This is a genomic window from Bradyrhizobium sp. USDA 4510, assembly GCF_054059095.1.
Map to the genome: position 1 here is coordinate 2,695,700 of NZ_JBSSBT010000001.1, position 23,331 is coordinate 2,719,030.

The 23,331-nt window shown below is 64.7% G+C and carries 23 protein-coding genes; 1 reads left to right on the forward strand and 22 read right to left on the reverse strand.

The window, feature by feature from the left end; genetic code table 11:
- Window positions 1–2: 2 nt before the first annotated feature.
- From ACVMDN_RS11860 to ACVMDN_RS11955, 20 genes are all read right to left on the reverse strand, one after another.
- Entirely contained in the window at window positions 3–896 is an 894-nt protein-coding gene (locus ACVMDN_RS11860) for an FAD binding domain-containing protein (protein WP_456814288.1), read from the reverse strand.
- Entirely contained in the window at window positions 893–1,906 is a 1,014-nt protein-coding gene (locus ACVMDN_RS11865; RefSeq protein ID WP_229189490.1) for an ABC transporter permease, read from the reverse strand. The genes ACVMDN_RS11860 and ACVMDN_RS11865 overlap by 4 nt, the downstream gene beginning before the upstream one ends.
- Window positions 1,899–2,915 carry an ABC transporter permease gene (locus tag ACVMDN_RS11870; RefSeq protein WP_456835197.1) on the reverse strand — a complete coding sequence of 339 codons (1,017 nt, stop codon included), beginning with the start codon at window positions 2,913–2,915 and terminating at the stop codon, window positions 1,899–1,901. Before ACVMDN_RS11870 ends, ACVMDN_RS11865 begins: the two co-directional genes overlap by 8 nt.
- Window positions 2,912–4,450 (reverse strand): sugar ABC transporter ATP-binding protein, encoded by a 1,539-nt coding sequence (locus tag ACVMDN_RS11875; RefSeq protein ID WP_456814289.1) that lies wholly within the window; start codon window positions 4,448–4,450, stop codon window positions 2,912–2,914. Before ACVMDN_RS11875 ends, ACVMDN_RS11870 begins: the two co-directional genes overlap by 4 nt.
- 72 nt (window positions 4,451–4,522) lie before the next feature.
- The gene (gene torT, locus ACVMDN_RS11880) at window positions 4,523–5,623 is read right to left on the reverse strand and encodes a TMAO reductase system periplasmic protein TorT (protein ID WP_456814290.1); all 1,101 of its coding nucleotides are present in this window, start codon (window positions 5,621–5,623) and stop codon (window positions 4,523–4,525) included.
- A 103-nt stretch (window positions 5,624–5,726) separates the two neighbouring features.
- On the reverse strand, window positions 5,727–7,178 hold the full coding sequence (locus ACVMDN_RS11885; protein WP_456843690.1) for a hydantoinase B/oxoprolinase family protein: 1,452 nt from the start codon (window positions 7,176–7,178) through the stop codon (window positions 5,727–5,729).
- On the reverse strand, window positions 7,060–7,689 hold the full coding sequence (locus ACVMDN_RS11890) for a hydantoinase B/oxoprolinase family protein (RefSeq protein WP_456843639.1): 630 nt from the start codon (window positions 7,687–7,689) through the stop codon (window positions 7,060–7,062). Before ACVMDN_RS11890 ends, ACVMDN_RS11885 begins: the two co-directional genes overlap by 119 nt.
- A 3-nt stretch (window positions 7,690–7,692) precedes the next feature.
- Complete coding sequence (locus ACVMDN_RS11895) at window positions 7,693–9,720, reverse strand: hydantoinase/oxoprolinase family protein (protein WP_253587231.1); 2,028 nt, start codon at window positions 9,718–9,720, stop codon at window positions 7,693–7,695.
- 165 nt (window positions 9,721–9,885) lie between these two features.
- Window positions 9,886–10,845, reverse strand: a complete 960-nt coding sequence (locus ACVMDN_RS11900; RefSeq protein WP_456814293.1) for an AraC-like ligand-binding domain-containing protein — start codon at window positions 10,843–10,845, stop codon at window positions 9,886–9,888.
- A 105-nt stretch (window positions 10,846–10,950) separates the two neighbouring features.
- A complete protein-coding gene (locus tag ACVMDN_RS11905; protein WP_057017111.1) occupies window positions 10,951–11,916 on the reverse strand; it encodes a LysR family transcriptional regulator in 966 nt (321 codons plus the stop codon).
- Window positions 11,917–12,133: 217 nt separating this feature from the next.
- A complete protein-coding gene (locus tag ACVMDN_RS11910) occupies window positions 12,134–13,111 on the reverse strand; it encodes a 5-oxoprolinase subunit C family protein (protein WP_229189496.1) in 978 nt (325 codons plus the stop codon).
- Window positions 13,101–13,976: a 5-oxoprolinase subunit B family protein gene (locus ACVMDN_RS11915; protein ID WP_225646064.1), complete on the reverse strand. Its 876-nt coding sequence runs from the start codon at window positions 13,974–13,976 to the stop codon at window positions 13,101–13,103. The genes ACVMDN_RS11910 and ACVMDN_RS11915 overlap by 11 nt, the downstream gene beginning before the upstream one ends.
- A gap of 42 nt (window positions 13,977–14,018) precedes the next feature.
- Window positions 14,019–15,419: an acetyl-CoA carboxylase biotin carboxylase subunit gene (locus tag ACVMDN_RS11920; RefSeq protein ID WP_456835196.1), complete on the reverse strand. Its 1,401-nt coding sequence runs from the start codon at window positions 15,417–15,419 to the stop codon at window positions 14,019–14,021.
- A gap of 16 nt (window positions 15,420–15,435) precedes the next feature.
- Window positions 15,436–15,678, reverse strand: coding sequence for an acetyl-CoA carboxylase (locus ACVMDN_RS11925; RefSeq protein ID WP_018270951.1), 243 nt, complete (start codon window positions 15,676–15,678; stop codon window positions 15,436–15,438).
- A gap of 40 nt (window positions 15,679–15,718) precedes the next feature.
- Window positions 15,719–16,447, reverse strand: coding sequence for a 5-oxoprolinase subunit PxpA (gene pxpA / locus ACVMDN_RS11930; protein ID WP_028345053.1), 729 nt, complete (start codon window positions 16,445–16,447; stop codon window positions 15,719–15,721).
- An 89-nt stretch (window positions 16,448–16,536) separates the two neighbouring features.
- Window positions 16,537–17,724 (reverse strand): ABC transporter substrate-binding protein, encoded by a 1,188-nt coding sequence (locus tag ACVMDN_RS11935; RefSeq protein WP_076826281.1) that lies wholly within the window; start codon window positions 17,722–17,724, stop codon window positions 16,537–16,539.
- A gap of 31 nt (window positions 17,725–17,755) precedes the next feature.
- The gene (locus ACVMDN_RS11940; RefSeq protein WP_016846056.1) at window positions 17,756–18,829 is read right to left on the reverse strand and encodes a branched-chain amino acid ABC transporter permease; all 1,074 of its coding nucleotides are present in this window, start codon (window positions 18,827–18,829) and stop codon (window positions 17,756–17,758) included.
- A gap of 3 nt (window positions 18,830–18,832) precedes the next feature.
- Window positions 18,833–19,747 (reverse strand): branched-chain amino acid ABC transporter permease, encoded by a 915-nt coding sequence (locus ACVMDN_RS11945; protein WP_057017115.1) that lies wholly within the window; start codon window positions 19,745–19,747, stop codon window positions 18,833–18,835.
- A gap of 1 nt (window position 19,748) precedes the next feature.
- The gene (locus ACVMDN_RS11950) at window positions 19,749–20,471 is read right to left on the reverse strand and encodes an ABC transporter ATP-binding protein (RefSeq protein ID WP_057017116.1); all 723 of its coding nucleotides are present in this window, start codon (window positions 20,469–20,471) and stop codon (window positions 19,749–19,751) included.
- Window positions 20,468–21,238 carry an ABC transporter ATP-binding protein gene (locus ACVMDN_RS11955; protein ID WP_076826283.1) on the reverse strand — a complete coding sequence of 257 codons (771 nt, stop codon included), beginning with the start codon at window positions 21,236–21,238 and terminating at the stop codon, window positions 20,468–20,470. The genes ACVMDN_RS11950 and ACVMDN_RS11955 overlap by 4 nt, the downstream gene beginning before the upstream one ends.
- Window positions 21,239–21,338: 100 nt before the next feature.
- Here ACVMDN_RS11955 and ACVMDN_RS11960 point away from each other — a divergent pair, with 100 nt between their 5' ends.
- Window positions 21,339–22,259 (forward strand): LysR substrate-binding domain-containing protein, encoded by a 921-nt coding sequence (locus ACVMDN_RS11960; RefSeq protein ID WP_076826285.1) that lies wholly within the window; start codon window positions 21,339–21,341, stop codon window positions 22,257–22,259.
- A gap of 153 nt (window positions 22,260–22,412) precedes the next feature.
- On the opposite strand, the gene ACVMDN_RS11965 is transcribed toward ACVMDN_RS11960, so the two are convergent.
- Together ACVMDN_RS11965 and ACVMDN_RS11970 are read right to left on the reverse strand one after the other, a co-directional pair.
- Entirely contained in the window at window positions 22,413–22,775 is a 363-nt protein-coding gene (locus ACVMDN_RS11965) for a hypothetical protein (RefSeq protein WP_244558736.1), read from the reverse strand.
- A gap of 8 nt (window positions 22,776–22,783) precedes the next feature.
- Complete coding sequence (locus tag ACVMDN_RS11970) at window positions 22,784–23,314, reverse strand: hypothetical protein (RefSeq protein ID WP_158074171.1); 531 nt, start codon at window positions 23,312–23,314, stop codon at window positions 22,784–22,786.
- Window positions 23,315–23,331 lie beyond the last annotated feature (17 nt).

Below are 23,331 nucleotides of genomic sequence, written 5' to 3' on the forward strand. Positions count from 1 at the left end.
GTTCAGGAGCCAAGCGCTGCGATCGCAGCGCGGCGGACGAGACCGGGTAGCACGCTGACCCGATACCAGGCCGGGGCATCGACGCTGTCGCGGCCGACGAACTCATCCGCCAACGCGGCCGCACTCTGCGCCGCCTCCGCCGCATCGAGCGGGCGTCCGATCAGAGCTGCCTCGAGCCGCTCCCAGCGGCGCGCCACCGGCTCGACTGAACCGACCGCGACGCGCGCCGCCTGGACACGGTTCGCTGCATCGATGCTGACCGACAGGCTGACGATGGCGACCGGGTAGTCACCCGATTTGCGCAGCGGCAGGCGGGCATGGGCGCTTCTGCGCGCCGCCCGCGGCAAGATGATCCGCGTCACCAGATGACCGCGCGGAAGGGACGATCGGATCTTCAGGAAATGCGACAGGCCGATGCGCTCGCGGCCGTCGCGGTCCGACATTTCCACTTGGGCATCGAGGCAGAGCAGCGCCGGTACGCAATCCGCGGCGGCGAATTCCGACGTCGCGAGGTTGCCGCCGATCGTTGCCATCGCGCGGATCGCAGGATTGGCGGAGCGGCCGGCGGCGTCGACCAGGACCGCGAATTCCGCAAGATCGGCCAGGGCCGCCGCGAGTGCCGCATGCGTAACCGCCGCGCCGATCTCGATTGCATCGCTGCCGATACGAACCGCGGTCAGCTCGGCGATCTTGCCGATCGCGACATAGTGCGGCTTCAACCGCTCGTGGCGGATCGGTGACCGCATGATCCACGTGCCGCCGGCAAAGGCAGCGCCGGCCGCGCCGAATTCGCTCAGTGCGTCGAGTGCGGAAGCGAGCGAGGGCGCAACGTAGATCGAGGCAGGTGCATCGTGCATCTCGCCCGCGACGCTCTGCATGGGAGAACCCGTCGTCATTGGCGCCGCTCCAGTCGCAGGCGATCGAGCAGAACGCCGACGATGACGATCGCGCCGAGCACGACCATCTGGACGTATCCGTCGATCCGGGTGAGGTTCATGCCGTTGGACAGAATGGTGATGAACAGGGCGCCGAGCACCGCGGTGCCGACCCCACCGCGCCCGCCCGCCAGGCTTGTTCCGCCGACTACGGCGCCGGCAATCGCCTGCAGTGAAAGCGCCCCGCCGAGGTTCGGCTCGCCCGATCCGGTCCGCGCCGTCATCATGATCGCGCCGAGCGCCGCAAGCCCGGAGCACAGCACATAGGTCGCGATCAGCGTGCGCTTGACCGGCAGGCCGGCGACCGCCGCTGCGCGCGGGTTGGTACCGATGAGGTAAAGCGAACGGCCGAACACCGTCCGCGTCAGGGTCCAATGGAGCACGGCGCCGACCCCGATCGTGATCGCGATGGCCGCCGGAATACCGAAGACGCTGCCGCCGTAGAAGATCTGCGAGAACGGCGCCGGCACGCCTTGAACGGGCCTTCCCGATGACAGCGTGGTGGCAATCCCGATCGCGATATTGTAGCTGCCGAGCGTTGCGACGAAGGGGTTGACCCCGAGCAGCGCAATAACCACGCCGTTGAAGAGGCCGCACGCGGTGCCGAGTACGAAGCCGGCAGCAAGCCCGGCGAGCAGCACGGCGCCTGTACCATGGCCCGACGCCGTCGCGCCGGCCATCGCCAGCGCGGTGCCGACGCTCACCATCGATACGGTCGGGCCGAGTGCGAGGTCGAAGCCGCGCGTCAGGATCACCACGGTCTGGGCCATCGCGAACAGGGCCAGATAGCTGGTCTGCTGCGCGATGTTGAGCAGGTTACCCGGCGACAACACGCCGCGGTCGACCGCGGCGAAGCCGAGCAACAGGGCCGCCAACGCGACCGGCAGCACTGCGCTCCAGAGCCAGCGACCCGGCGCCAATTTCGGGCGATCCGCGTTCTTGGCGGCGACGGACAATTCGAGGTCAGACACGAGCTTTGCTCCGTCGGCTGAGTTCGTCCAGCGCCACGGCCGCGACCATGATGACGCCGAGAAAGACCGGCTGCAGCCGGGAGTCGACGTGCAGGAGGTTGAGCGCATTGCCCAGGATGGTCAGGAACAGGGCGCTGATGGCGACGATTTCGATGCGCCCGACGCCGCCGCGCAAGCTCACCCCGCCGATCACGGCGGCTGCGATCGATTGCAGCATCATCCGGTCGCCGCCGAAGCTGGCCTGGCCGGAGCCGACCTGCGCGGTCAGCAGGATGCCCGTCAACGCCGCGAGCATGCTCGAGACAACGTAGGTGCCGACGACGTGGCGCTGGATCGATACGCCCGACACGATGGCCGCATCGACATTGCCGCCGATCGCGTAGACGTAACGGCCGAACAGCGTGCGCCGCTGCGCAAACACCATCACGATGATGATGACCAGCGCGACGTGGACGGCGGTCGGCAGGCCGAGCGCCTGGGCGCGCCCAAAGCCCTTCACGAAGATATCGGGCATGCCGTAAACCGGGATTCCGTTAGTGATCATCAGGCCGACGCCCGCAGTCGCCGACATCGTGCCCAGGGTCACCACGAAGCCGGATACCTTGAGCTTCGCCACGCAGAAGCCGTTGACGAGCCCGACCACGGCTCCGGAGCCGAGTCCGGCCGCCATCCCGCTGGCAATGATGAGGGCGTTGTTGTCGGGAAACGCGGTGGCTGCGGCGGCCATGGTCTTGGCGGTGACGACGCTCGCGAGCGCCACGACGGCGCCGACTGAGAGATCGAAGCCACCCGCGATGATGACCAGCGCCTGACCGCAGGCGACGATCGCGAGCAGCGACGCGTTGCGCAGGATGTTGAGGATGTTGATGATGCCGTAGAACTGCGGATCGATCGCCGACATGCCGGCGACGAGCAAGGCCAGCAGGGCCGGCAGGAACCCGACACGGCCTGCGATCGATCGCAGGCCGATCGCGCCTTGCGGGTTTGCGCTGACCAGCGCGGTGTTCACGCGACCTCCGCGGCGAGATGGTCGCGGAAGAAGCTGGACAGCACGTTCTGCTCGGTCTTCTCGGAGTCCGTCAGTTCGGCGGCGATGCGGCCGTGATGCATGACGTAGAGCCGGTTCGACAGCGCCAGAACCTCCGGCAATTCCGACGACACCACGATCACGGCGGCGCCGGCCTCGACCAGCCGCTTCATGAACTGGTAGACCTCGAGCTTGGCGCCGACGTCGATCCCGACGCTCGGCTCGTCGAACAGGAACACGGTCAGCTCACGCGTGAGCGCGCGTGCCAGCATCACTTTTTGACGGTTGCCGCCGGACAGCGCGCCGGCGCTCCGTTCGATGTTCGGCGGCCTCAGCTGCAACCGCTCCATGATGTCCGCGATCGTGGCGCGTTCGGCGGCCTGCCGCAGCACGCCGAAGCGCGCGAACGCGGGCAGGTCGAGCACCGTCATCGATGCGTTCTCGCGGATCGGACGGGACAGCGCGAGCCCTTCGGCAACCCGATTGGCAGGGAAATAGGCGATGCCGCGCTTGAGGCTTTGCCTCGGGGTCGGGAATTCGTAAGGCAGACCGTCGATCCGGATCACGCCTGATGCCGCGGCCTCGATGCCGTAGACCGCGCGGATCAGCTCCGATTTGCCGCAGCCGACGAGACCGGCGATGCCGGTGATCTCGCCGGCGCGGGCATGGAAATTCACCTCCTGAACGCTGCCGTCCGCGAGCGTCAGGTTTTCGATGTCGACCATCACCTTGTCAGGCCGGTGGGCGATGGCCGGGAACAGCAGGTCGATCCTGCGGCCGGTCATCAGCTCCACCAGCTCGCCGTCGGTCGAGCCGGCGGCGTCGAGGGTCTGGATGTGGCGGCCGTCGCGCAGCGCCGTCACACGGTCGGCAAGGGCGCGGATTTCGCGCATGCGATGCGAGACATAGATCAGCCCGACATTCTGGCTCTTCAGGCGCGCGATCAGCTCGAACAGCCGCCCGGTCTCGCGCTCGGTCAACGAGGCAGTCGGCTCGTCAAGGATCAAAAGGCGGACGCGGCCGAGCAGGGCCTTGGCGATTTCGGCCATCTGCTGGTGCGCGCGGGAAAGGTCGTCGATCCGCTGCGCCGGATCGAGATCGAAGCCGAGCTCGTCGATCAGCGCCCTGGCGCGCTTGCGCATCTCGCGCGAGCGCAGCACGCCGCCATGGGTGACCTCGCGGCCGAGGAACAGGTTCTCTTCCACCGTGAGGCTCGGGATCAGCGAGAACTCCTGAAAGACCGGGCTGATGCCGATCGTACGGGCCCGCTGCGGCGTGAGATGATGGATCTCCTCGTCGCCAAAATGGAACGTGCCTTCGTCCGGCGGAAACGTTCCCGAGATGACATTGATCAGGGTCGATTTGCCGGCGCCGTTCTCGCCGAACAGGACATGAAGCTCGCCGGCACGAACGTCGAGGTCGACCCGGTCGAGCGCGCGAACGCCGGTGAAGCGCTTTGATATCCCCCGCAATCGAAGCAGAGGCTCGGCAGGCTTCGGGTCAATCTCGACATCCATCCGCGTCTCCGTTGGGCCGTGAGCAAGACGGGTGGGAGCAGGTGCTCCCACCCGGCACCATTCGCGAGCGGCTTACTTGGCCTTGACCGAATAGACCGGTGTCCAACTCGCCGGAGCCAGCACGAGGTCCATCTGCAATTTCGGTACGGTGGTCTTGTCGATGACAGCGGCGATCGGCTGGACAAGGCTCATGACCGGCTTCTTCTCGATGAGACGCACTGCCTGATCGATCGCGACGGCGCCTTCTCCGACCGGATACTGGGTTGCGAAGGCGAGGATGTCGCCGCGGTTGAGCGCGTCAAGCATGGCCTGGTTTTCGTAAGACGATACGATCTTCAGGTCGCTTCGGCCGGCCTCGGCAACGGCGCCGATGGCGGCTTCAGCGGTGGGGGCGGTGCCCCAGATCACGTTCATGCCGGGATAGGCCTGCAAGGCGTCCTGAATGAGCTGAAGCTGCACGGCGACGCCGGAGTCGCCGAATTTCTCGGCCAGAATCTCGGCGTTCGGGTTCTTGGCAACGGCCTTCTTGAAGCCTTCGTTGAACGACTCCGCCCAGCCAGAGCCGGCCGGACCGGGGAACGTCACGATGTTGAGCTTGTCGTCGGGCTTGGATTGCGCCAGCAGGCCGGCGCCGGTGACTTCGCCCATGGCGACGAAGTCGACGTAGTTGGCCGCGGGCAGCGCGTTCGGCGGCAGCGGGTTGGTGACACCGACGACCGGCACGCCCTTGGCCTTGGCTTCCTCGAACTTCTTGCTGAGGCCTGCGCCGGAGATGGCGCCGACGATGATGGCGTCCGGCCCGCTCGCCATGCAGTCATCGAATTGCGACAGCTGTTTCGGCAGGTTCTCGTAACCTCCGGCCTCGTAGAGGTTCATGTTGACGTTCATCGCCTCGGCCTGTTTGACGATGCCATAGGCGACGGCGACCCAGAAACTGTCCTTCATGTGCGGAAACAGCACGCAGAGCCTGTACGGCTTCTCGGCCTTCGGCAGCGGCGTGTACTCGGCCGGCTTCGGTGTGCCGGACGACGCGTCGTAGACCTTCATCGGAAACCACGGCGTCTCGGCCGCGGCCGGCGCGACCGCAGCGGCAAGGGCGAGGCCGGCGGCAAGGCCGAGCGCGGGGCGGATCGGCCAAACTCGATTGGGGGAAAGGCACGTCGTACTCGTCATAGCACAATCCTCATGGCTCGAATGAAAGTGGAGGGGCGGTGTCGGATCCAGTTTTTCGTGAACGCTCTGTGCGGTCTGCCGACGTCGCGGCCGGCGATGGCATTCAGCCTGCTTTCCACGTTGCGACCGAGCGCCGCTCAAACACCTCGCGGAACTGGCGCGTGGATTCGGGAAGCAAGGCACCGGTGCCCCAATCGAGGATCACCGCGTGCTTGCGGATCGCGTCGAGCGCGTCGATTGCTCCGCTGCGATAGCGTTGCGCCACCAGCTCCGGATCGAGCCGGACATTGGCGACACGCTCGGAGCGGATCTTCGCACGGAGCGCCTCGGTCGCGACCTTGTCGACCTCGTAGCTACAGAGCTCGGCGTCGATGGTGTGCACTACGACGCCATAGTCCTTGGCGGCACGCTCGACCGAGACATAGTCGTCCTTGATATCCTCGACGACGAGGTTCGGATCGCGCTCCAGCGGATCGCCAAATCCGCCGCCGCCGGCGGTCGGACGCGAGAAAGTGTCGCCTTCGCCGATCGGGACGTCCGAGAAGATCGAGCCGAGCCGCTCCGCGGCCGTGCTGCCGGCGCGCTTCAGGGTCAGGCCGTGCGGCATCGACGGCAGGCCGCCCTCGATGCCCCACACGATCGCGCGCTCGCGGTCGCAGATATAGGAGATCACGGTTTTCTCGGCCTGCAGCATCCGCGACGTCTTCACCACGCCGGCGCCGCCGCGCCACTTGCCGGGGCCGGGCGAGTCCTTGAGGATCTCGCATTCGGTGGTCAGGATCGGGTTGGCGCGCTCCTGGCCTTCGACCGGCTGCGACATCAAGCCGGTGCCGAAGCAGGCGGTTGTGACATTGCTGCCATCCTTGCCGTTGCGCCCGCCCCAGCCGCCGGGCAGCCAGTCATAGAACATGAAGATCGGCTTGTCGGAGCTGCGGGCATCGAGCCCGCCGGTGAGCAGATATTCGAGATTGAACGCGCAAGCGAGCGCGCGCTCCGGCATCAGCTTCGACCACATTTCGTAGATCGAGTTCATGATCTTCTCGAACGGCATCAGAAAGCCGGTGACCGCGATCGGCCATTTGGCGTCGACGATCGATCCTTCGGGGGCGATGATCTCGAAGCAGCGGTAGAAACCGGAATTGAGTGGCAGGTCGGGGAAGAAAGTCTTCATGCCGGCGGCGACGGCAGAGAAGGTTGCACCGAACGCCGAATTGTAGATCGAGCCGATGGTCGGATGGCTGCCGGTGAAGTCGTAGATTGCGCGATCGCCCTTGATCGTCATCTTGATGCGGATCGGGATCATGCCTTCGCCGCCGGCCGGATCGCGGTCGATGAAGTCGACGGTTTCCCATTCGCCGTCGGGGAGCGCCGCGATGCGCTGGCGCGCCGAACGCTCCACATAGTCCTGGACGGCGGCAAGCCCGGTCTCGACGGTATCACGGCCATATTTGCCGACCAGGCGCAGGATCTCCCGTTCGCAGACGGCGGTGGCTTCGGCCTGTGCCTGGATGTCGCCGATGATCGAGGCCGGATCGCGCGTATTCGACGCGATCAGATGCGCGACGTCCTTGCGCAGGCCGTTCTTGTCGAACAGCCGGACTGGCGTGATGCGCAGGGCCCTCGCGGAACATCTCGCGGGCGGCGACGTCGAACGATCCCGGCACGCTGCCGCCGACGTCGGACCAGTGTCCGTTGGACTGGCTGAAAGCGATGATCTTGCCGTCGGCGAAGATCGGACGGATCAGCCGGACATCGGAGAAGTGCGTGCCGCCGGCATAGGGATCGTTGATGGCGAAAACGTCGCCCTCATGCATGTCGCCTTCGAAATGGCGCATGACATCCTTGCAGGTGAAATGCAGCGTGCCGACGTGGACGGCAATATCCTGGTTGCCCTGCGCCGCGCATTCACCGTTGGCGTCGTGCAGCGCGCTCGAGAAGTCGCGATTGTAGATGACGAAGGAGTAGCAGGTCCTCAGGACCTGCTCGCCCATCTGGTCGACGCTGGTGATGAAGGAGTTCTTCAAAACCTCGAAGGTCACGGGGTCGAGCGGGAGAGCTCCGGCCATGGTTTACTCCTTCACGCGGATGATGATGTTGAGATATCTGTCGACCTCGGCGGCGGCGCCGGGCGGAACGACGGTGGTGGCATCGACCTGCTCGATGATCGCGGGGCCTTGAAAGGAGAAGCCGCAGGGCAGGTTGTCGCGCCGATAGACGGGTGTATCGAGCCCGCTGCCCTCGAACCAGACCCTGCGGCGGCTGACCGGCTCGGGGCTAGCGCCGGTCGGCTCATGGACGGCAAACTCGGCCTTGGGGACCACGCCCACTGCCTTCAGATTGAGACGGAAGAAGCTGACCGGCGCGCTGTCGCGGCGGAAATTGTATTCGCGCTGATGCTCGGCATGGAAGCTCTGCACCAGATCGGCGATCGCGCCGATCGGCCGCGGCGCGTTGACGGCAAGCGAACGCCACTGGCCGCGATACATCATGTCGATCGAGCGCTGCAGCACGATGTCCTGCTGCGCGACGCCCTCATGGATCAACCGTGCGAGCGCAGCCTTCTCGAGCTCGGCGAACTGTGCCTCGATCTCGGTGGCGTCGGCCTCGGCGGCGTCGACCATGCAGCTCTGCGAAAAATCGTGCTGCATGTCGACGAGCAGGCAACCGAGCGCTGAGGTCACGCCGGGATTGAGCGGAACGATCACGACGGGAATCGCCAGCTCACGTGCGACGTCGACCCCATGCAGGGCACCGGCGCCGCCGAACGCCACCAGCGCAAAGTCGCGCGGATCGTAGCCGCGACTGATCGAGATCAGGCGCACCGCATCCGACATGTTGGCATTGGCGACCTTGACGATTGCATCTGCGGCTTCGTGCAGGCCGAGGCCGAACGGCTTGGCGACGCCGCCCTCGACCGCTTGCCGCGCCAGCTCGGGGTCGAGCTTGACCTTGCCGCCGGCGAGATCGGTGCCAAGCCGGCCGAGCGTCACATTGGCATCGGTGTTGGTCGGCTGCGTATTGCCGTTGCCGTAGCAGGCCGGTCCCGGATAGGCGCCGGCCGATTGCGGGCCGTTGCGCAGCGAGCCGGCCGGATCGGTCCAGGCCAGCGAGCCGCCGCCGGCACCGATGGTGAGCACCTCGATCGATGCGAAGCGGATCGGATAGCCGAACTCGATGTGCCAGTCCTTGGTGATCCGCGACTGGCCCTCATAGGCGAGCGACACGTCGGTCGACGTGCCGCCCATGTCGAGGCCGATCGAATTGGGGAAACCGCAAAGACCGGCGATATGGCGGCTGGCTATGGCCCCGGCGGCGATGCCGGAGCCGGCAAGGCGCGCCGCGAAATCCTTCACGCTCGCCGGCGTCATCACGCCGCCGCCGGTGTGCAGCAGCAAAAGATCACGGGTGTAGCCCTCGTCCGAGAGTCGTTCGCCGAGCCGGCTCGTGTAGTTGACGACGACCGGGCTCACCACGGCGTTGGCGACCGTCGTCGAGAACCGCTCGTGCTCGAAGATTTCGGGAAGCACCTGCGAGGAGATCGAGACCGGAATATCGGGCATCTCGGCCAGCAGAATATCGCGCATGGCGCGCTCATTGGTGCCGTTGAGATAGGCGTTCATGAAGCACACCGCGACCGCGGCGACGCCGCGACGCTTGAGGATGCGTGCGACGCTGCGCGCAGCTTCGACGTCGAGCGGCTCGATCACTGTGCCGGCAGCATCGACGCGTTCGGGCACGGTGAGGCGGTCGCGCCGTGGCACATAGGGCCGGACCACGTCCTTGTAGGTGTCCCAGAGGTCTTCCTTGTTGGCGCGCCGGATCTCGATGACGTCGCGGAACCCCTTGGTCGTGACCACCGCGGTGCGCGGCAGGCGGCGCGTGATCAGCGCGTTGGTGGCAATCGTGGTGCCGTGCGAGAACAGCGCCACCTTGGACAGGTCGATGCCGGCCTTGGATACGCCACCCATGATCCCTTCGATCGGATCGCGCGTGGAGGAGGTCTTCTCGATGCGCACGAGACCGGTCGTCTCGTCCATGATGCAGATGTCGGTGAAGGTGCCACCGACATCGACGGCCACACGAAGGTTCTGCGCCATGCCTCTTCCTTTCGAACGAGCGTTTCGCCGATCTTAGGCAGAGCGGCAGCCTTCGTTCTTGACGCTGAGCGCAGGAAGGTTTGTGCGAGAGAGCGAACCGTGCCGGTGCTCATACATGCCCAGGCCGGCGGCGGTGTGCCTAAGAATCCATCAGCAGGCCAGTCTTCAGGAGCTGGCTGTGCGCGAAATGGCGCGGGCCTCGCTCGGGGTGCATCCGAACCGGCCGCGATAATTGCGGCTGAACTGCGCCTGGTCGGCAAAGCCCCATTGATAGGCGATTTCCGAAATGCTCTTGCGGCAGTTCGCATCGCGCAGCAGGGCGTCGCACATTGAAAGGCGCTGGTTGCGGATGTAGGCGCAGACGGTCAGACCTTCGCCCTCGAAGATCTGGTGCAAATAGCGCAGCGAGATGCCGCAGCCGTCGGCAATCATCTGCGGCGTGAGCCGCATATCGTCGAGACGGGCCCGGATGAATTGCTCGCAACGCAGCAAATGGCCGTTGCGCACGGAGGACGAGTGACCGGTCAACACACGGTCGTCGGATTCAATGGCCATCGCAAGCAGCTCGATCAGGTGCTTGCCCATCATCGTGCGCGCCGTCTCGTCCATTTCCTCGATCCGTTCACCGGACAGGCGCAGCGTGTCGACGAACAGCGCGCCGACGCTGCGGCTGGCGTCGAATTGCAGCGTCGCGAGGCGCTCGGGCCGGGAAATGCGGGCGCGCAGCACCGCGCTCGGGATCTTCAGACACCACAGCGCCGTCGGATCCTGATGGCTGAACTCGTAGGGTAGGTGGCTGCGCTCGATCAGGAACGCGCCCGGGCGGCAATGCACCACCTTGCCGTCCTGCTCGAAACGGATTTCGGCGAGTTCGGGCACCGTGATCAGGAAGGATTCCTCCCGCTCGCTCAGGAGATGCCGCTCATGCCGCTTGTACAGCAGGCCATTGGCGATGTTGCGGGACACCGAGACAGGGCCCATCGACCAAGCGCCAAGGCGCGCATTGAAGTCGCGCGTGCTCGGGAAGCGCAGGTCGAGCGAGTAATAGGTCTTCGAGACGACCTCCTGCCAGTACTGGCGGCGGGTCTGCAACGGGATGTCGTTGGTCGTGTAGGTGACTTGCATGTCTCACTCCCGCCGCCGGCTGTGCCTCCGGTCGTCGTGTCCCCGGGCAAAGTTTGGCGAGGACAGCCGGACGGCGTCAAGTCGAATAAAACGGAAACTGATATTCTAGATTTCGATGGCCTCCTCGGCCTGATGTCGGTGGTCCATGCTGACCGGCGGCCGGGCCGGCCCGACGCCGGCAACCGCAAAGCGCATGAAATCGCGAAAAGCCATCGCAGCCTCCGATGGCTTGGTGTCGCGACGCCAGGCAAGACCGATGTCCATGCTGGGCACCTCGTCCTCGATGACGCGGGTCTCGATCCGCTGTCCTTCCAGCGACCAGGGCCGGTAGATCAGGTCGGACAGAATGGCGATCCCCATGCCGCCGGCGACCATGGAGCGGACGGCTTCGACCGAGGAGGTACGGAACACCGTCTTCGGTTCGAGTGAGGCGTTGTTCCAATAGCGCATCGAGGTGTGCTTGGCCTCGTCGACCGTGAGCATGACATAGGGATAGGTCGCGATGTCAGCGAGGTGGACCCGCTCGGCGCGGGTCAGGGGATGCTCGGGCGCAAGCCACAGCCGGCGCGGCGATCGCAGCAAGGTCTCGCTGGTGAGCATGGCGTTGTCGCGCAGGTTCGAGACCAGCATCACCGCGAGGTCGAGCGCACCATCGACGAGTGCGCGCTCGAGCACGTCGCGCGGCGCCTCGAACAGCTCGATCGTGATCCCGGGGAAACTCGCCTTGAAGCGCATCTGATGACGCGGCAGGAAGTAGCCCGACACGGTGTAGGTGACGCCGACGCGGATCGTCCCGAACAGGGGGCCGGCGGACATCTGCGTGTCGCGCACCGCCTCGGCGACGGCGGCGAGGATATGACGGCCCTGGGAGAGGAAGCGGCTGCCCTCCATGGTGACGGTTACGCCGTTCGGCGTGCGCTCCAGCAAGCGGGCGCAGACGGTGGCCTCGAGCTGCTGGATCGCCGCGGTGACCGCTGATTGCGAGACGTTGAGATCGATGGCCGCCTGGCTGATCCGCCCGGTCTCGGCGGCGGCGACGAAGTAGCGGATCTGTTTCAGAGAAACGGACATCGCGGTTGTTCCGATGTTTGCACAACTCATGAGCAGTGTTTCTCAGCCCGAATGTGTCCGCTGCAACTCTCGTGCCGCCCGGCGGACAGCGCGCCGTGGCACAGACCTCAGATGTGCGAGCGCGCAATCGACAGCCACAGGTTTAGACGTGACCATGCGCGAACGCTCCGGCGCCGGCGGCCGAGCTCCGTTGGCAAATGCGGCGGTCCCCTCGCGATTACGCCATGGCGCTGCGAAGCTTGCCCAGCAGCTCGGTCCGGCTCTTGCGTGCCGCAAGCGCCTGATCCATGTCGACCTTGACGAACTTCACCGGCGTGTTGGGCTGGAGCTGACCGATCAGATCCATGTCGGCGGCGATCACGGTGCCGACCATGAAGTAGCCGCCGCCGGATACGGCGTCGCGATGCAGCACGATCGGCTCGGTGCCGCCGGGAACCTGGATCGAGCCGTAGGGATAGCAGGCGTCGGTGATGTTGGACGGGTCAGAGCCGGCGCCGAACGGCGGTTCGCGCGGAACGAATTCGAGCGCCTTGCCACCCTTGAAGCGGTAGCCGATCCGGTCGGCTTCCGGCGCGACCTTCCAGGTGTCGGAGAAGAAGCCGTTGCCGGCGGCCTCGGTAATGCGGTGCCAATAGAGGCCGGGCATGGCGCGCAGCTCTGTCGGCATTCCCGCCGGTTGTCCGCGTAAATCGTTGGCGACGGTGCGGCCGTCCTTGACCGTCACGCTGGCATGGCCGACCGGCAATTCGTCGCCGGCCTCGAGCTTGCGGCCCTTGAAGCCGCCGAGCGCGCCGAGTGCGTAGGTCGATCGCGAGCCGAGCACCACGGGCACATCGATGCCGCCGGCGACCGCGATGTAGCCGCGTGCGCCTCGCTTGAGGAAGTCGAAGGAGAGAATCTGGCCACGCTTCACCTTGAAGCTGGTCCAGGTCTCGCGCGGCTCGCCGTCGAGTTTCGGCGGCAGCTCCGCGCCGGTGACGGCGACCGTGGCGTCTTCGGTGAATTCGAGCTCGGGCCCCATGAACACCGCCTCAAGCACGGCTGCGCCTGCATCATTGCCGACGAGCAGATTTGCGGCGACCAGCGCGTGACGGTCCATGCCGCCGGAGAGCGGGATGCCGATGTGATAATAGCCGGGACGTCCGAGGTCCTGGACGGTGGTCGCAAGACCCGGCTTCAAAACCCTAACGGCCATGGAGAACTCCATCGAGCTTGCTGTTGTAGCCATCAATGTCGCGGTTGAACTCGGTCAACGAGAACGAGACGTCGCGGATCACGGGCGCAAACCGGCCGGCGTCGACGTCGGCGACCGCGGCGTCATAGGCTGCCCGGTCGATCGGTTTCCATTTCACGATGTCGCCCGGTTTGAACAGGCACATGAAGTCGCGCAAATAGCTGATGGTCTGGTTGGGATCATAGATCGGCATCGGCGTGATGCCGAACATCTGGTAACCGCCGGCGCCGCGCACCGAATAGATGCAGCTGAAACAGCCGCCATGTCCGACGGTGAGCTTCGGCGTATCCGTGCGCGGGCGCAGATATTTCGGGGCCTGAAGCTGCCGCTTGCGCTCGACCATCTGGTAGAGGAAGGGCAGGCCGGCGACGAAGCCGACCATCGAGACGAACCAGGGCGCGCTGGAATGCGCCTTGATGAAGGCATCGACGCTGTCGAGGCCGTTGATCCGCGCGGCGTATTCGAGGTCGGTGCCGTCAGGATCCTGGTGACGCTCGCGGAAGCGCATCAAGGTCTCACGGGTCCAGGGGTCGTTGTAGAGCACGGGAATCTCGATGATCCGCGTCTTGATCACCGGTTCCGATTTCTCGGATGCGGAATCCAGCCGCTTCAGCTCGGCGAGGAGATCGTCGGGCTTGATCCGCTCTGGATCGAACTTGACCTGATAGGACGCGTTCGCCGGGCAGATCTCGGTGACACCCTTGATCCTGGCATCGCGCACCGCATTGGTGATGAACAGGCTCTTGAAAAAGGCCTCGAGCGACATCGCTTCGCCGACCTCGGCGAAAATGTGCTCATCGCCGCCGAAGGAAAATCGAGTTTGCATGCTAGCGGCCTCCTGTTGCTGACGGGGCGGATTCTCTCGCCATCATGAGGCGACCTTCGCGGCTGATGGCGGCTGAGCGGTGGCAAGCGTGGCGGCATGGGACTCAAGCCAGGATTCGAGCCATGCCGTATGGAAGCGCCCAGCCTGGACGTCGGCGTCGCGCGCCAGCGCCTGGTGTAGGGTCTTGGTCGTGAAAATGCCTTCGACGCTGAGCTCGGCGAGCGCGCGCTTGAGTTTCTTCATGGCGCTCGGCCGATCCTTGTCGTGCACGATCAGCTTGCCGAGCAGGCTGTCGTAGAAGGGCGGCACCGTGTATCCCTCATAGAGCATGCTGTCGAAGCGAACGCCGTCGCCGACGGGCAGGTTGAGCGCGCTCACCGTGCCCGGGTTGGGCAGGAAGTTTCTGGCGGGATCCTCGGCGTTGATACGGACCTCGATCGAATGGCCGCTGACGCACATCTCGTTCTGGCTGATGCGCAAATGTTCGCCGCCGGCGATCCGGATCATCTCGCGGACGAGGTCGATGCCGGTGATCATCTCCGTGACCGGATGCTCGACCTGGATGCGGGTGTTCATCTCCAGGAAGTAGAATTCACCGGTGGCGTCGTCGTAGAGATATTCGAGCGTGCCGGCGCCGCGATAATTGACCGCTCGGGCGAGTGCCACAGCCGAGGTGCAGAGCCTCTCCCGCACGGCCTGGGTGAGCGAGGGCGAGGGGGCTTCTTCCCAGACCTTCTGGCGGCGGCGCTGCAATGAGCATTCGCGTTCGAAGCAATGGATCACGTCGTGTCCGTCGCCGAGCACCTGCACCTCGATATGCCGCGCGCCTTCGATCAGCTTTTCGACGTAAAGCCCGCCGTCGCCAAAGGCCGCGAGTGCCTCGGCCTGTGCCTGCGGCATCAGATGCTGAAACTCCCCGGGGGACCGCGCGATGCGGATGCCGCGTCCGCCACCCCCGGCGGCGGCCTTGATCATCACTGGGAAGCCGGTCTTCTCGACCAGCGCGAAGGCCGCTTCGGCCGATTCCAGCCGCCCCTGGCTGCCAGGGACGGTCGGCACGCCGGCCGCGGCGGCGGCCTCGCGTGCCGCGACCTTGTCGCCCATCAGCCGGATCGATTGCGCGGTCGGGCCGACAAAGATCAATTCCGCCGCTTCGACTGCGGCGGCGAACTCGGCGTTCTCGGCCAGGAAGCCGTAGCCGGGATGGATAGCGTCGGCACCAGTGCTCCGCGCTGCGGCGAGGATCGCCGCCTGGTTGAGATAGGATTTCGACGCCTGCGGCGGACCGATATCGACCGCTTCGTCGGCGAGCCTGACCGCAAGCGAGGCCTGGTCGGCCTTGCTGTAGACCTGCACGGTTGCAATGCCGAGATCGCGCGCTGCGCGGATGATGCGCACCGCGATCTCGCCGCGATTGGCTATGAGGAGCTTCTTGATCGCCATGGCTGGTCGAAGAGCCCTAAACGTCGATTTCGGCGATCGGCTGGCCGGCCATCACGGCATCTTCATTCTCGGCCAGGAAGCGGACGATCTTGCCGGCGATGCCGGCTTTCACCTCGTTGAACGATTTCATCACCTCGATAAGCCCGATCGTGTCGCTCTCGGCGACGGCGTCGCCGTCGTTCTTGTAGACCGGCTTGTCGGGTGCGGGCTTGCGATAAAAGATGCCTGGGAGCGGCGAGAAGATCTGCTGCGTTGCCATTGTTTCCTCTTGAGAGTCTTTGGTTCGTTGCCGCGACGGTTCAGCGCGCGGTGAGATAGGGGCGCACCGCCTCGCGGACGGCTTCGGCGATGGCGACGGCGTTCGGCGTGTCGGAGTGGATGCAGATCGAATCGGAGCCGACCACGATGTCGTTTCCGGCCACCGTGCGCGTCTTGCCTTCATTGACCGCCCTTGCGCATCGGGTTGCGGCGTCGGCCGGATCCTTCGCCTCGTGCTCGCGGGTGATGATCAGGCTGCCGTCGGCATTGTAGTCGAGGTCGGCATAGTATTCGGCGACGAAGGCATGACCGCGCCGCTCGTAGACCTTCTGGTGCAACGTTCCCTTCATGCCGAGCAACGGCACCTTGTAGACGTCAGCGGCATCAGCCACGGCTTCGGCGATCTCCTCGTTGCGCGATGCCATGCCGTAAAGTGCGCCGTGCGGCTTGATGTGATTGAGCGCCATGCCTTCGGCATCCAGGAAGGCCTTGAGTGCGCCGATCTGATAGAGCAGGCAATTGGCCAGCTCCTCGCGGTCGATCTTCATCTCCCGGCGACCAAATCCCTGCAGATCGGGCAGCGACGGGTGTGCCCCGACCTTGACGCCAAATTGCTTGGCGAGCTGCACGGTCTTGCGCATGTGATTGAAGTCGGAGGCATGAAAGCCGCAGGCGACGTTCGCGACGTCGATATGAGGCATCAATGCCTTGTCGTCGCCCATCTTGTAGAGGCCGTAGGCCTCGCCCATGTCGCAGTTGATCACGACCATCTCCTGATTTCCTTCCAACTGGCTTTGCATATGACCGGCGAAGGCCGCCCCGGGTATGACTGGCGCACCCAGGGCGGTGCATTGCCGGGTTACTTGGACACCAGATAGTCGAGCGGGATCTTCTCCGAGATCGTCCACTGGTCGATCACCTGCGGCTTGCCGGCCTCGGTGTCGACGATCAGGTAACGACCCTGGTTCTGGTGGTGGATGTCCTTGGTGAAGGTGCGCGGCCCGAACAGCGTGGACTCGTTGTTCATCTTCTCGAGCTCGGCCACGACGGCTGCCGCATCGGTCGACTTGGCGCGATCGACCGCCTTGGCCCAGACGTCGATCAGGACGTAGCCCGGATAGACGTACTGGCTGGAGGGGTCACCGCCGGTGACCTCCTTGTACTTCTTGTTGAACTCGTTGACCTTCGGGTTCGGATCGTCGCCATAGACCGAGCCCTGCACCGGGACGTAGAAGTTCGAGAGGTCAGGAACGGCGTTCATCCAGTAGCTGCCGTCGACACCTGACCCGTTGAGGATCATCGACTTGATGCCGGCGGCGCGGATCTGCTTGATGGCGGAGACAGCGCCCGGCATCATCGTGCAGAGCATGATGGCGTCAGGCTCCTTCGGCAGGCTCTTGATGCGCGTGATCTGCGAAGCGATCGAGGCATCGTCGTTCTTGAAGGTGTCGCTGCCGACCAGCTTGGCCTCCTTCAGGCGCGGCAGCATCCAGTCGAAGCCGTCGCAGATGCCCTTGTTGTAGACGGTCCAGCTGTCGAGCAGCCGATAGAAGCTGCGCGCGTTCTTCTTGGTGTAAGCCCATTCGGACATGGTCGCTCCCTGCACCGGTGCCAGCACCGAGGCCGAGAACGAGAACGGGCCGACGCCGGGGATGCCGGCCTTGATCGATTCGGCGCAGAGGAAGAAGGAAACCTTGCCGGCAGCCTGCGCCTGCAGCGCCGCGGGCGCGCCGAAATCGTAGTCGCAGGAGACGATGACGAGGTCGGCACCCTGGTCGAGCACCGCAAGGCCGGCCTTGGCACCCTCGGCCTGATCGGTCTTGGTGTCGGCAAAGACGGGCTTGATCTTCTTGCCGAGCAGGCCGCCGGCCTTGTTGATCTCCTCGATCCGGATCAGCGCCGCGTCCTGCGCCGGCTTGTCATAGGCTTGCATAAATCCGGATGCCGCGGTCGCAAATCCAACAACGATCTCGTTGGCTGCCCGGGCAGGCGTGAACCAGAGCGCGGATGCTCCGGCCAAGATGCTGAGTAATGTCGTAAAGCGCATATCCCCACTCCTCCAATTGTACAAACAAGCGTCAGTGCAGTTCCTTCAGCGCGGTCTGGACCGGTGGCGTCAGGCGGCGCTGCAACGGCCATCGACGCCAGGAGAATTCCTGGTTGCGGGTCAGTCCCGTCGGCAAGTACATCAGGATCGCGATGGTGATGATGCCGATCGCGATTTCCTGGACACCGTTCGGTAGGCCGACGGTGTGACCGCCGAGGCTGATGCCCTTCTCGAGATTGCGGAACAGCTCGATCAACACGGAGATCGCGACCACGCCCGAGACGGCTCCGCTGAGGCTGTACATGCCGCCGACCACCAGCATCGACAGCGTGATGAACGTCGTCCGCAGATAGAATGCGCCGGGATTGACGATGCTCAGGAAATGCGCGTACAGCGCGCCGGCGAGCCCGATGATGAACGCGCTGACGACGAAGGCGATCAGCCGTTCGCGGACAATGTCGATGCCGGAGGCGCTGGCCGCGACCGCTTCGTCTCGCGTGGCGCGAAGTGCCAGTCCGGAGCGCGAAATCGAGTAGAGATAGGCGATCGCGATGGCCACGGCGCCGCCGATCCATCCGGTCCAGACATTCATGGTGGGCGGAATGCCGACGATCGAACCCTGTCCGCCCGTCACCGAATCCCAGTTCGAATAGACATTGTTGATGACGCCGAGCAGGCCGAAGGTCGCGATCGAGGCGGCGATGCCCGAAAGGCGCATGATGACGCGCCCGACGATCAGCGCGAACAGTGCCGCAAACAGTCCGGATATCGGCGTCGCTACCCACATCGGCAGTTGCGCGTGGAGCAGCCATGCCGGCAGGCCCTTGAGCGTGATCGACTTCATCACCGGTGGAATCGTGAGCCAGGCGGTCATGTAGGCGCCGAGGCACATGAAGCTGATATGGCCGAACGACAGCAGGCCCGAATTGCCGACGAAGACGTAGAGCCCGACCACCACCATGATGTTGATGAACATCTCGACCACGGTGCGGTTGAAGGCCCGGCTGCCGAATTGATAGGAGAGGGCCGCCATGATGAGCAGCGCCACGATCAGCACGATCGGCGTGATGATCGTTTGCCGGATGACGGACGGCCGCTGCGACATCGATCAGACCCTCTGCTTGGCGGATTTCGGTGCGAACAGGCCCTGCGGCCGCACCAGAAGGACGACGATGACGGCGCCGTAGACGAAGGCGTCGCGGAATACCCTGGCGTCATGCGGCAGGGTCGCCTGGAACACGACGCTGGCCGCACCGATCAGGAAGCCGGCGGCAACGGCGCCGGGAATGCTGCCGAGGCCGCCGATCACGGTCGCGATGAACGCGATCAGCATCACATTGGCGCCCATGCCGATGTCGGCGGTGCCGGAATTGGTCGCCAGGATCAGGCCGATCGCCGCCGCCAGCATGCCGCTGATAGCGAAGGCCAGCAGGATCACGCCGTTGGCGCGGACCCCGAGCATGCGCGCCATGGTGAAATTGTCGGCGGCCGCGCGCATCTCGAGCCCGTAGCGCGTGCGCTTGAGGAACAGGACGAGGACCACCAGCACGGCCAGCGTGATGATGATGGTCACGACCTGGAGCATCGGGATGTGAGCGCCGAGGAATTCGACCGGCAGGCCGAGGCTCGGCCACAGCGTGATCGACTTCGGCCGGCTGGAAAACAGCATCAGCAGGAGATGCCGGATCACGAAGCCGAGTGCGAAGGATGCGATCATCATCGTCGCCGGATTGGCATTGCGGAAGCGGCGGAAGACGACGATCTCCGACAGGATCGACAGCGCGGCGCCGATCAAGAGCAGCAGCGGGATCAGCAGATAGAACGGTAGCTGCCCGGCAAAGACGATCGCCGCCGCATCGATCGACGGCCACAGCATGGCGAAGACGCAAAACGCGATGAAATCGCCGTGCGCGAAGTTGACGAGCCGCATCACGCCGAAGATCAGGGCGATACCGAGCGCGCCAAGGGCGTAGAGGCTGCCGAGGCTGAGGGCATCGAAGATGATCTGGAGCAACTCGCGCATCTCAATGATCTCCGAAGCCGAAATAGGACTGCTTCAGACGATCATCCCTGACCATATCGGCCGCTGGGCCCTCGAGCACGATGCGGCCGCCGCGGATCAGGACCATCCGTCCGCCCGTCATCATGGCGCGTGTCGAGCTCTGCTCGACGATCAGGAGTGTGAGTTTGCGCTGTGTCCGCAGCCGCACCAGGATCTCGTAGACCTGGTCGATGATCTTTGGCGCAAGGCCGAGCGACGGCTCGTCGATCGCCATGATGCGGGGCGCGGCCATCAAGGCGCGGCCAATGACGAGCATCTGCTGCTGGCCGCCGGAGAGCATGCCCGCCGGGGTGTGGCGGCGCTCGGCAAGCATCGGGAATTCCTCGTAGACCTGATCCAGGTCGTCGGCGATCTTCTTGCGGTCGGTGCGCATGCCGGTTCCGACCTTCAGATTCTCCTCGATCGTCAGCGCGCCAAAGACATTGCGTCCCTCGGGAACCAGGGAGAATCCGCGCCGGGCGATGTCTTCGGGTGCGGCACCCGTGATCTTTGCGCCATCGATCATGATGGACCCGGAGCCCGGTGGCACGACGCCTGCGATGGCGTTGAGCAAGGTCGACTTGCCGGCGCCGTTCGGGCCGGTCACGAACAGGATTTCGCCTTCATCGATCTTCAGCGTCAGGCCGCGGAGAGCCGTCAGGCGGCCATAGCTGACGGTGATGTCGTCGACGGCAAGCAGCGTCATGACGCGACGGCCTGTTCGGCGGCGACCGGAAGCAGCTCGTCGCGCTGCGTGCCCATATAGGCGTGCCTGACCGCGTCGCTGTCACGGATCTGAGCGGGCGGGCCGGCTTCGATGACCTCGCCGGAATCGAGGACGTAGATGCGCTCGCAGAGCTCGAGCACGAGGCCGATGTTGTGCTCGATCAGCAGCACCCCGACATTGAGCTCGCCAGCGATCCGCCGGATGATGGCGGCAAGTTCGTGGCTTTCGTGCTCCGACATTCCAGCCGCCGGTTCATCGAGCAGCAGATAGCGCGGTGTGCACATGATCGCGCGGCCGATCGCGACGCGGCGCTCGTCGGTATAGGGCAGGGCGCCGGCGATGGTGTTGGACAGATGCGAAATGCCGAGCCAAGCCATGACGCGCTCGGCTTCACCGATCGCCTCCGGACGGGATTGGCCCAGGCCGACGCCGGTGACCTCAAGGTTGTCCATCACCGGCAGGTCGCGGAAAAGTCGGCCCGACTGGAAGGTTCGCGCCACGCCTTTGCGGCGCAACTTGTGCGCTGCAATGCCACTCAGCGTCTCGCCTTCCAGTTCCACGGTTCCGGCGCCAACCGGCTGGAAACCCGTCAGCACATTAATAAGGGTGGTCTTGCCGGCTCCGTTCGGACCAATCAGTCCGGCGATACGTCCCCGCGGTACGGTCAAGGTCACGTTGGACAGCGCCTTCAGGCCTTCGAATTGGACGCTGATATCGCGAGCGACCAACTCCAAACCATCGGACATGACCTCAATGCCTCTCACTCGCGAACCGATGGATTGATTTTTCCGGTCCGCCGGGGGATTGTAAAATTCGAAATATCGTTCGCTGATATCGGAAATTTTTATGTCTCTGACGTTCCGTCAGGTTCGGCATTTCATCGCAACCGCCGAGACCGGGCGCGTTTCGGCTGCCGCGGCGGCGCTCAGCGTGACGCAGTCTGCGGTCACCGCGTCCATCAAGGCGCTCGAGGCCGAGCTCGGCCACAAGCTGTTCGACCGTCACTCGAACGGCGTGACGCTGACCTTTGACGGACGGGAGTTTTTGCAGCGTGCCCGCGCCATCGAGGCCAGCGTATCGGATGCGATACGCGGGCCGCATCGCTGGGGAATGCAGGTGGATGGCACCGTCGATGTCGCCGTCAGCTACACCATCGCTGGATATTTCCTGCCGCCCTTGTTGTCGCGCTTCTGGCGGTCATTCCCGGGCATCACGGTGCGTCTTCACGAGTTTCCGCGCGACGCGATCGAGCAGAGCTTGATCAGCGGTAGCGTCGATGCAGCCATCATGCTGGTTGCAAACTTGCATGACCGGCACTCCATTCGCTCGCGGCTCTTGTTGCGCTCGCCGCGTCGCTTGTGGACTTGCGTCAATCATCCGCTGCTTCGCAAGGACAGCATCAAGCTGGCAGACCTGGCGAGCGAGCCCTATCTGATGTTGACCGTCGATGAAGCCGAACGCTCCGCGATGCGTTACTGGCAGCATACCGCGTACGTGCCGAACGTCATCTTCCGGACCCTGTCGGTCGAAGCGGTTCGCAGCATGGTCGCAACCGGCATGGGAATTACAATCCTGTCCGACATGGTCTACCGTCCCTGGTCGCTCGAAGGACATCGCATCGATCTCAAGACGCTCGATGACGACGTCCACACCATGGATGTCGGGCTTGCCTGGAAGGACAAGGCGAAGCTTTCTCCGGCGGCTCGCGCGTTCTGCGAGTTCGTCGCTCATTCCTATCCTGGATCCGAGCCGGTCCAATTTGAATAGCGGACTTGCCCTGCCAAGACGGGGCTTGAGCTTCTACCTCAGCGCCTTTCCTAGGCCGGAGCCTGGTCAAACCGGTCCATGATGGATTGGGCCGAAGGTTGCCGACACGTGCCTCTGCTCCAGCGTCGAACAGGGCAAAGGCGGCGCAGGACGTCAGGAGGTACCTGTCGGCTTGGACATTGCTGAAAGCGCGCGTCTCAGGGCGGTGGCGGCGACAACGCCTGCGCAACAGCCGGCGCCTTTGACGAATATGTCTTTTATGTAGCCATGCCTGCCGGCTAGCAGCTTTTGAATGAGTTCGAAGCCGACAATGACGGCGAGCAGTGCCAGCAGGATTGGCAGGACATGCTTCGGATAGGCGAGCGAAAAGACGGCTCCGACAACGAAGAGCGCGGCAAAGCGATCGGCGTTTGGCGATATCAACGTGTGGGGACGAAATGCCAGCGTCATATCGGTGACGATGAAGAGGCCGAGGATCAAACCCCAAGCCAAAAATCGGAATGCGGTTTGGGGCATTTCTGAGCTCAACGGGCCATGCTGCCGGGCGCGGCATTGAGCGGTGCGCCGCCAATCGAAACGGGACCTGAAGGCCTGGCGGCCCGAGGCGGCGGCTTTCTCGGCTGCGGGGTAGTTGGCGCGATCGGGGCACGCGGCACCTCGGCCGTAACAGGTGGCGGCGGCGCTACCGGCGGGGGCAGATGCTGCAACTCTTCGACCTTCGAGGTCAGGACCGCCAACTGGTCGGTAATGGCCTTCAACTGCGCCTGCCCGTCGGCTACCGACCGATCGAGTGCGGCGAGGTCTTCCTCGAGCTTCTGCTGGGCCGCGAGGAGAGTTGGCAATGCCTCCTTGTCGCTCGTCGTCGTCGCCCCGCCGGACGATTCGTGGCTTATGGCGGGGACCAATGCCGCGACTTCAGGCCAGGCGTAGACGCTGCCGGCGCCGACAAGGGCGACGACGACGATCAGAAGAAACCACGGCCAGCGGCGGCGACCGGCGGGCAGGGGGCTGTTCGGCGCATGGCCGTGCCACGCCTGGTCGGAATCGTTGTCCATCAATGCTTCCTAGGCGC

What these genes read in the sequence shown, in the direction of transcription:
- ACVMDN_RS11925 (WP_018270951.1), bottom strand. Translation starts at nt 15,678, where the DNA reads ATGGCAACGCAGCAGATCTTCTCGCCGCTCCCAGGCATCTTTTATCGC.
- ACVMDN_RS11960 (WP_076826285.1), top strand. Translation starts at nt 21,339, where the DNA reads ATGTCTCTGACGTTCCGTCAGGTTCGGCATTTCATCGCAACCGCCGAG.
- ACVMDN_RS11965 (WP_244558736.1), bottom strand. Translation starts at nt 22,775, where the DNA reads ATGCCCCAAACCGCATTCCGATTTTTGGCTTGGGGTTTGATCCTCGGC.
- ACVMDN_RS11895 (WP_253587231.1), bottom strand. Translation starts at nt 9,720, where the DNA reads ATGGCGCAGAACCTTCGTGTGGCCGTCGATGTCGGTGGCACCTTCACC.
- ACVMDN_RS11940 (WP_016846056.1), bottom strand. Translation starts at nt 18,829, where the DNA reads ATGTCGCAGCGGCCGTCCGTCATCCGGCAAACGATCATCACGCCGATC.
- ACVMDN_RS11875 (WP_456814289.1), bottom strand. Translation starts at nt 4,450, where the DNA reads ATGGATGTCGAGATTGACCCGAAGCCTGCCGAGCCTCTGCTTCGATTG.
- ACVMDN_RS11970 (WP_158074171.1), bottom strand. Translation starts at nt 23,314, where the DNA reads ATGGACAACGATTCCGACCAGGCGTGGCACGGCCATGCGCCGAACAGC.
- ACVMDN_RS11905 (WP_057017111.1), bottom strand. Translation starts at nt 11,916, where the DNA reads ATGTCCGTTTCTCTGAAACAGATCCGCTACTTCGTCGCCGCCGCCGAG.
- ACVMDN_RS11860 (WP_456814288.1), bottom strand. Translation starts at nt 896, where the DNA reads ATGACGACGGGTTCTCCCATGCAGAGCGTCGCGGGCGAGATGCACGAT.
- ACVMDN_RS11935 (WP_076826281.1), bottom strand. Translation starts at nt 17,724, where the DNA reads ATGCGCTTTACGACATTACTCAGCATCTTGGCCGGAGCATCCGCGCTC.
- ACVMDN_RS11920 (WP_456835196.1), bottom strand. Translation starts at nt 15,419, where the DNA reads ATGGCGATCAAGAAGCTCCTCATAGCCAATCGCGGCGAGATCGCGGTG.
- ACVMDN_RS11955 (WP_076826283.1), bottom strand. Translation starts at nt 21,238, where the DNA reads ATGTCCGATGGTTTGGAGTTGGTCGCTCGCGATATCAGCGTCCAATTC.
- ACVMDN_RS11890 (WP_456843639.1), bottom strand. Translation starts at nt 7,689, where the DNA reads ATGGCCGGAGCTCTCCCGCTCGACCCCGTGACCTTCGAGGTTTTGAAG.
- torT (WP_456814290.1), bottom strand. Translation starts at nt 5,623, where the DNA reads ATGACGAGTACGACGTGCCTTTCCCCCAATCGAGTTTGGCCGATCCGC.
- ACVMDN_RS11910 (WP_229189496.1), bottom strand. Translation starts at nt 13,111, where the DNA reads ATGGCCGTTAGGGTTTTGAAGCCGGGTCTTGCGACCACCGTCCAGGAC.
- ACVMDN_RS11950 (WP_057017116.1), bottom strand. Translation starts at nt 20,471, where the DNA reads ATGACGCTGCTTGCCGTCGACGACATCACCGTCAGCTATGGCCGCCTG.
- ACVMDN_RS11900 (WP_456814293.1), bottom strand. Translation starts at nt 10,845, where the DNA reads ATGCAAGTCACCTACACGACCAACGACATCCCGTTGCAGACCCGCCGC.
- pxpA (WP_028345053.1), bottom strand. Translation starts at nt 16,447, where the DNA reads ATGGTCGTGATCAACTGCGACATGGGCGAGGCCTACGGCCTCTACAAG.
- ACVMDN_RS11945 (WP_057017115.1), bottom strand. Translation starts at nt 19,747, where the DNA reads ATGCGCGAGTTGCTCCAGATCATCTTCGATGCCCTCAGCCTCGGCAGC.
- ACVMDN_RS11915 (WP_225646064.1), bottom strand. Translation starts at nt 13,976, where the DNA reads ATGCAAACTCGATTTTCCTTCGGCGGCGATGAGCACATTTTCGCCGAG.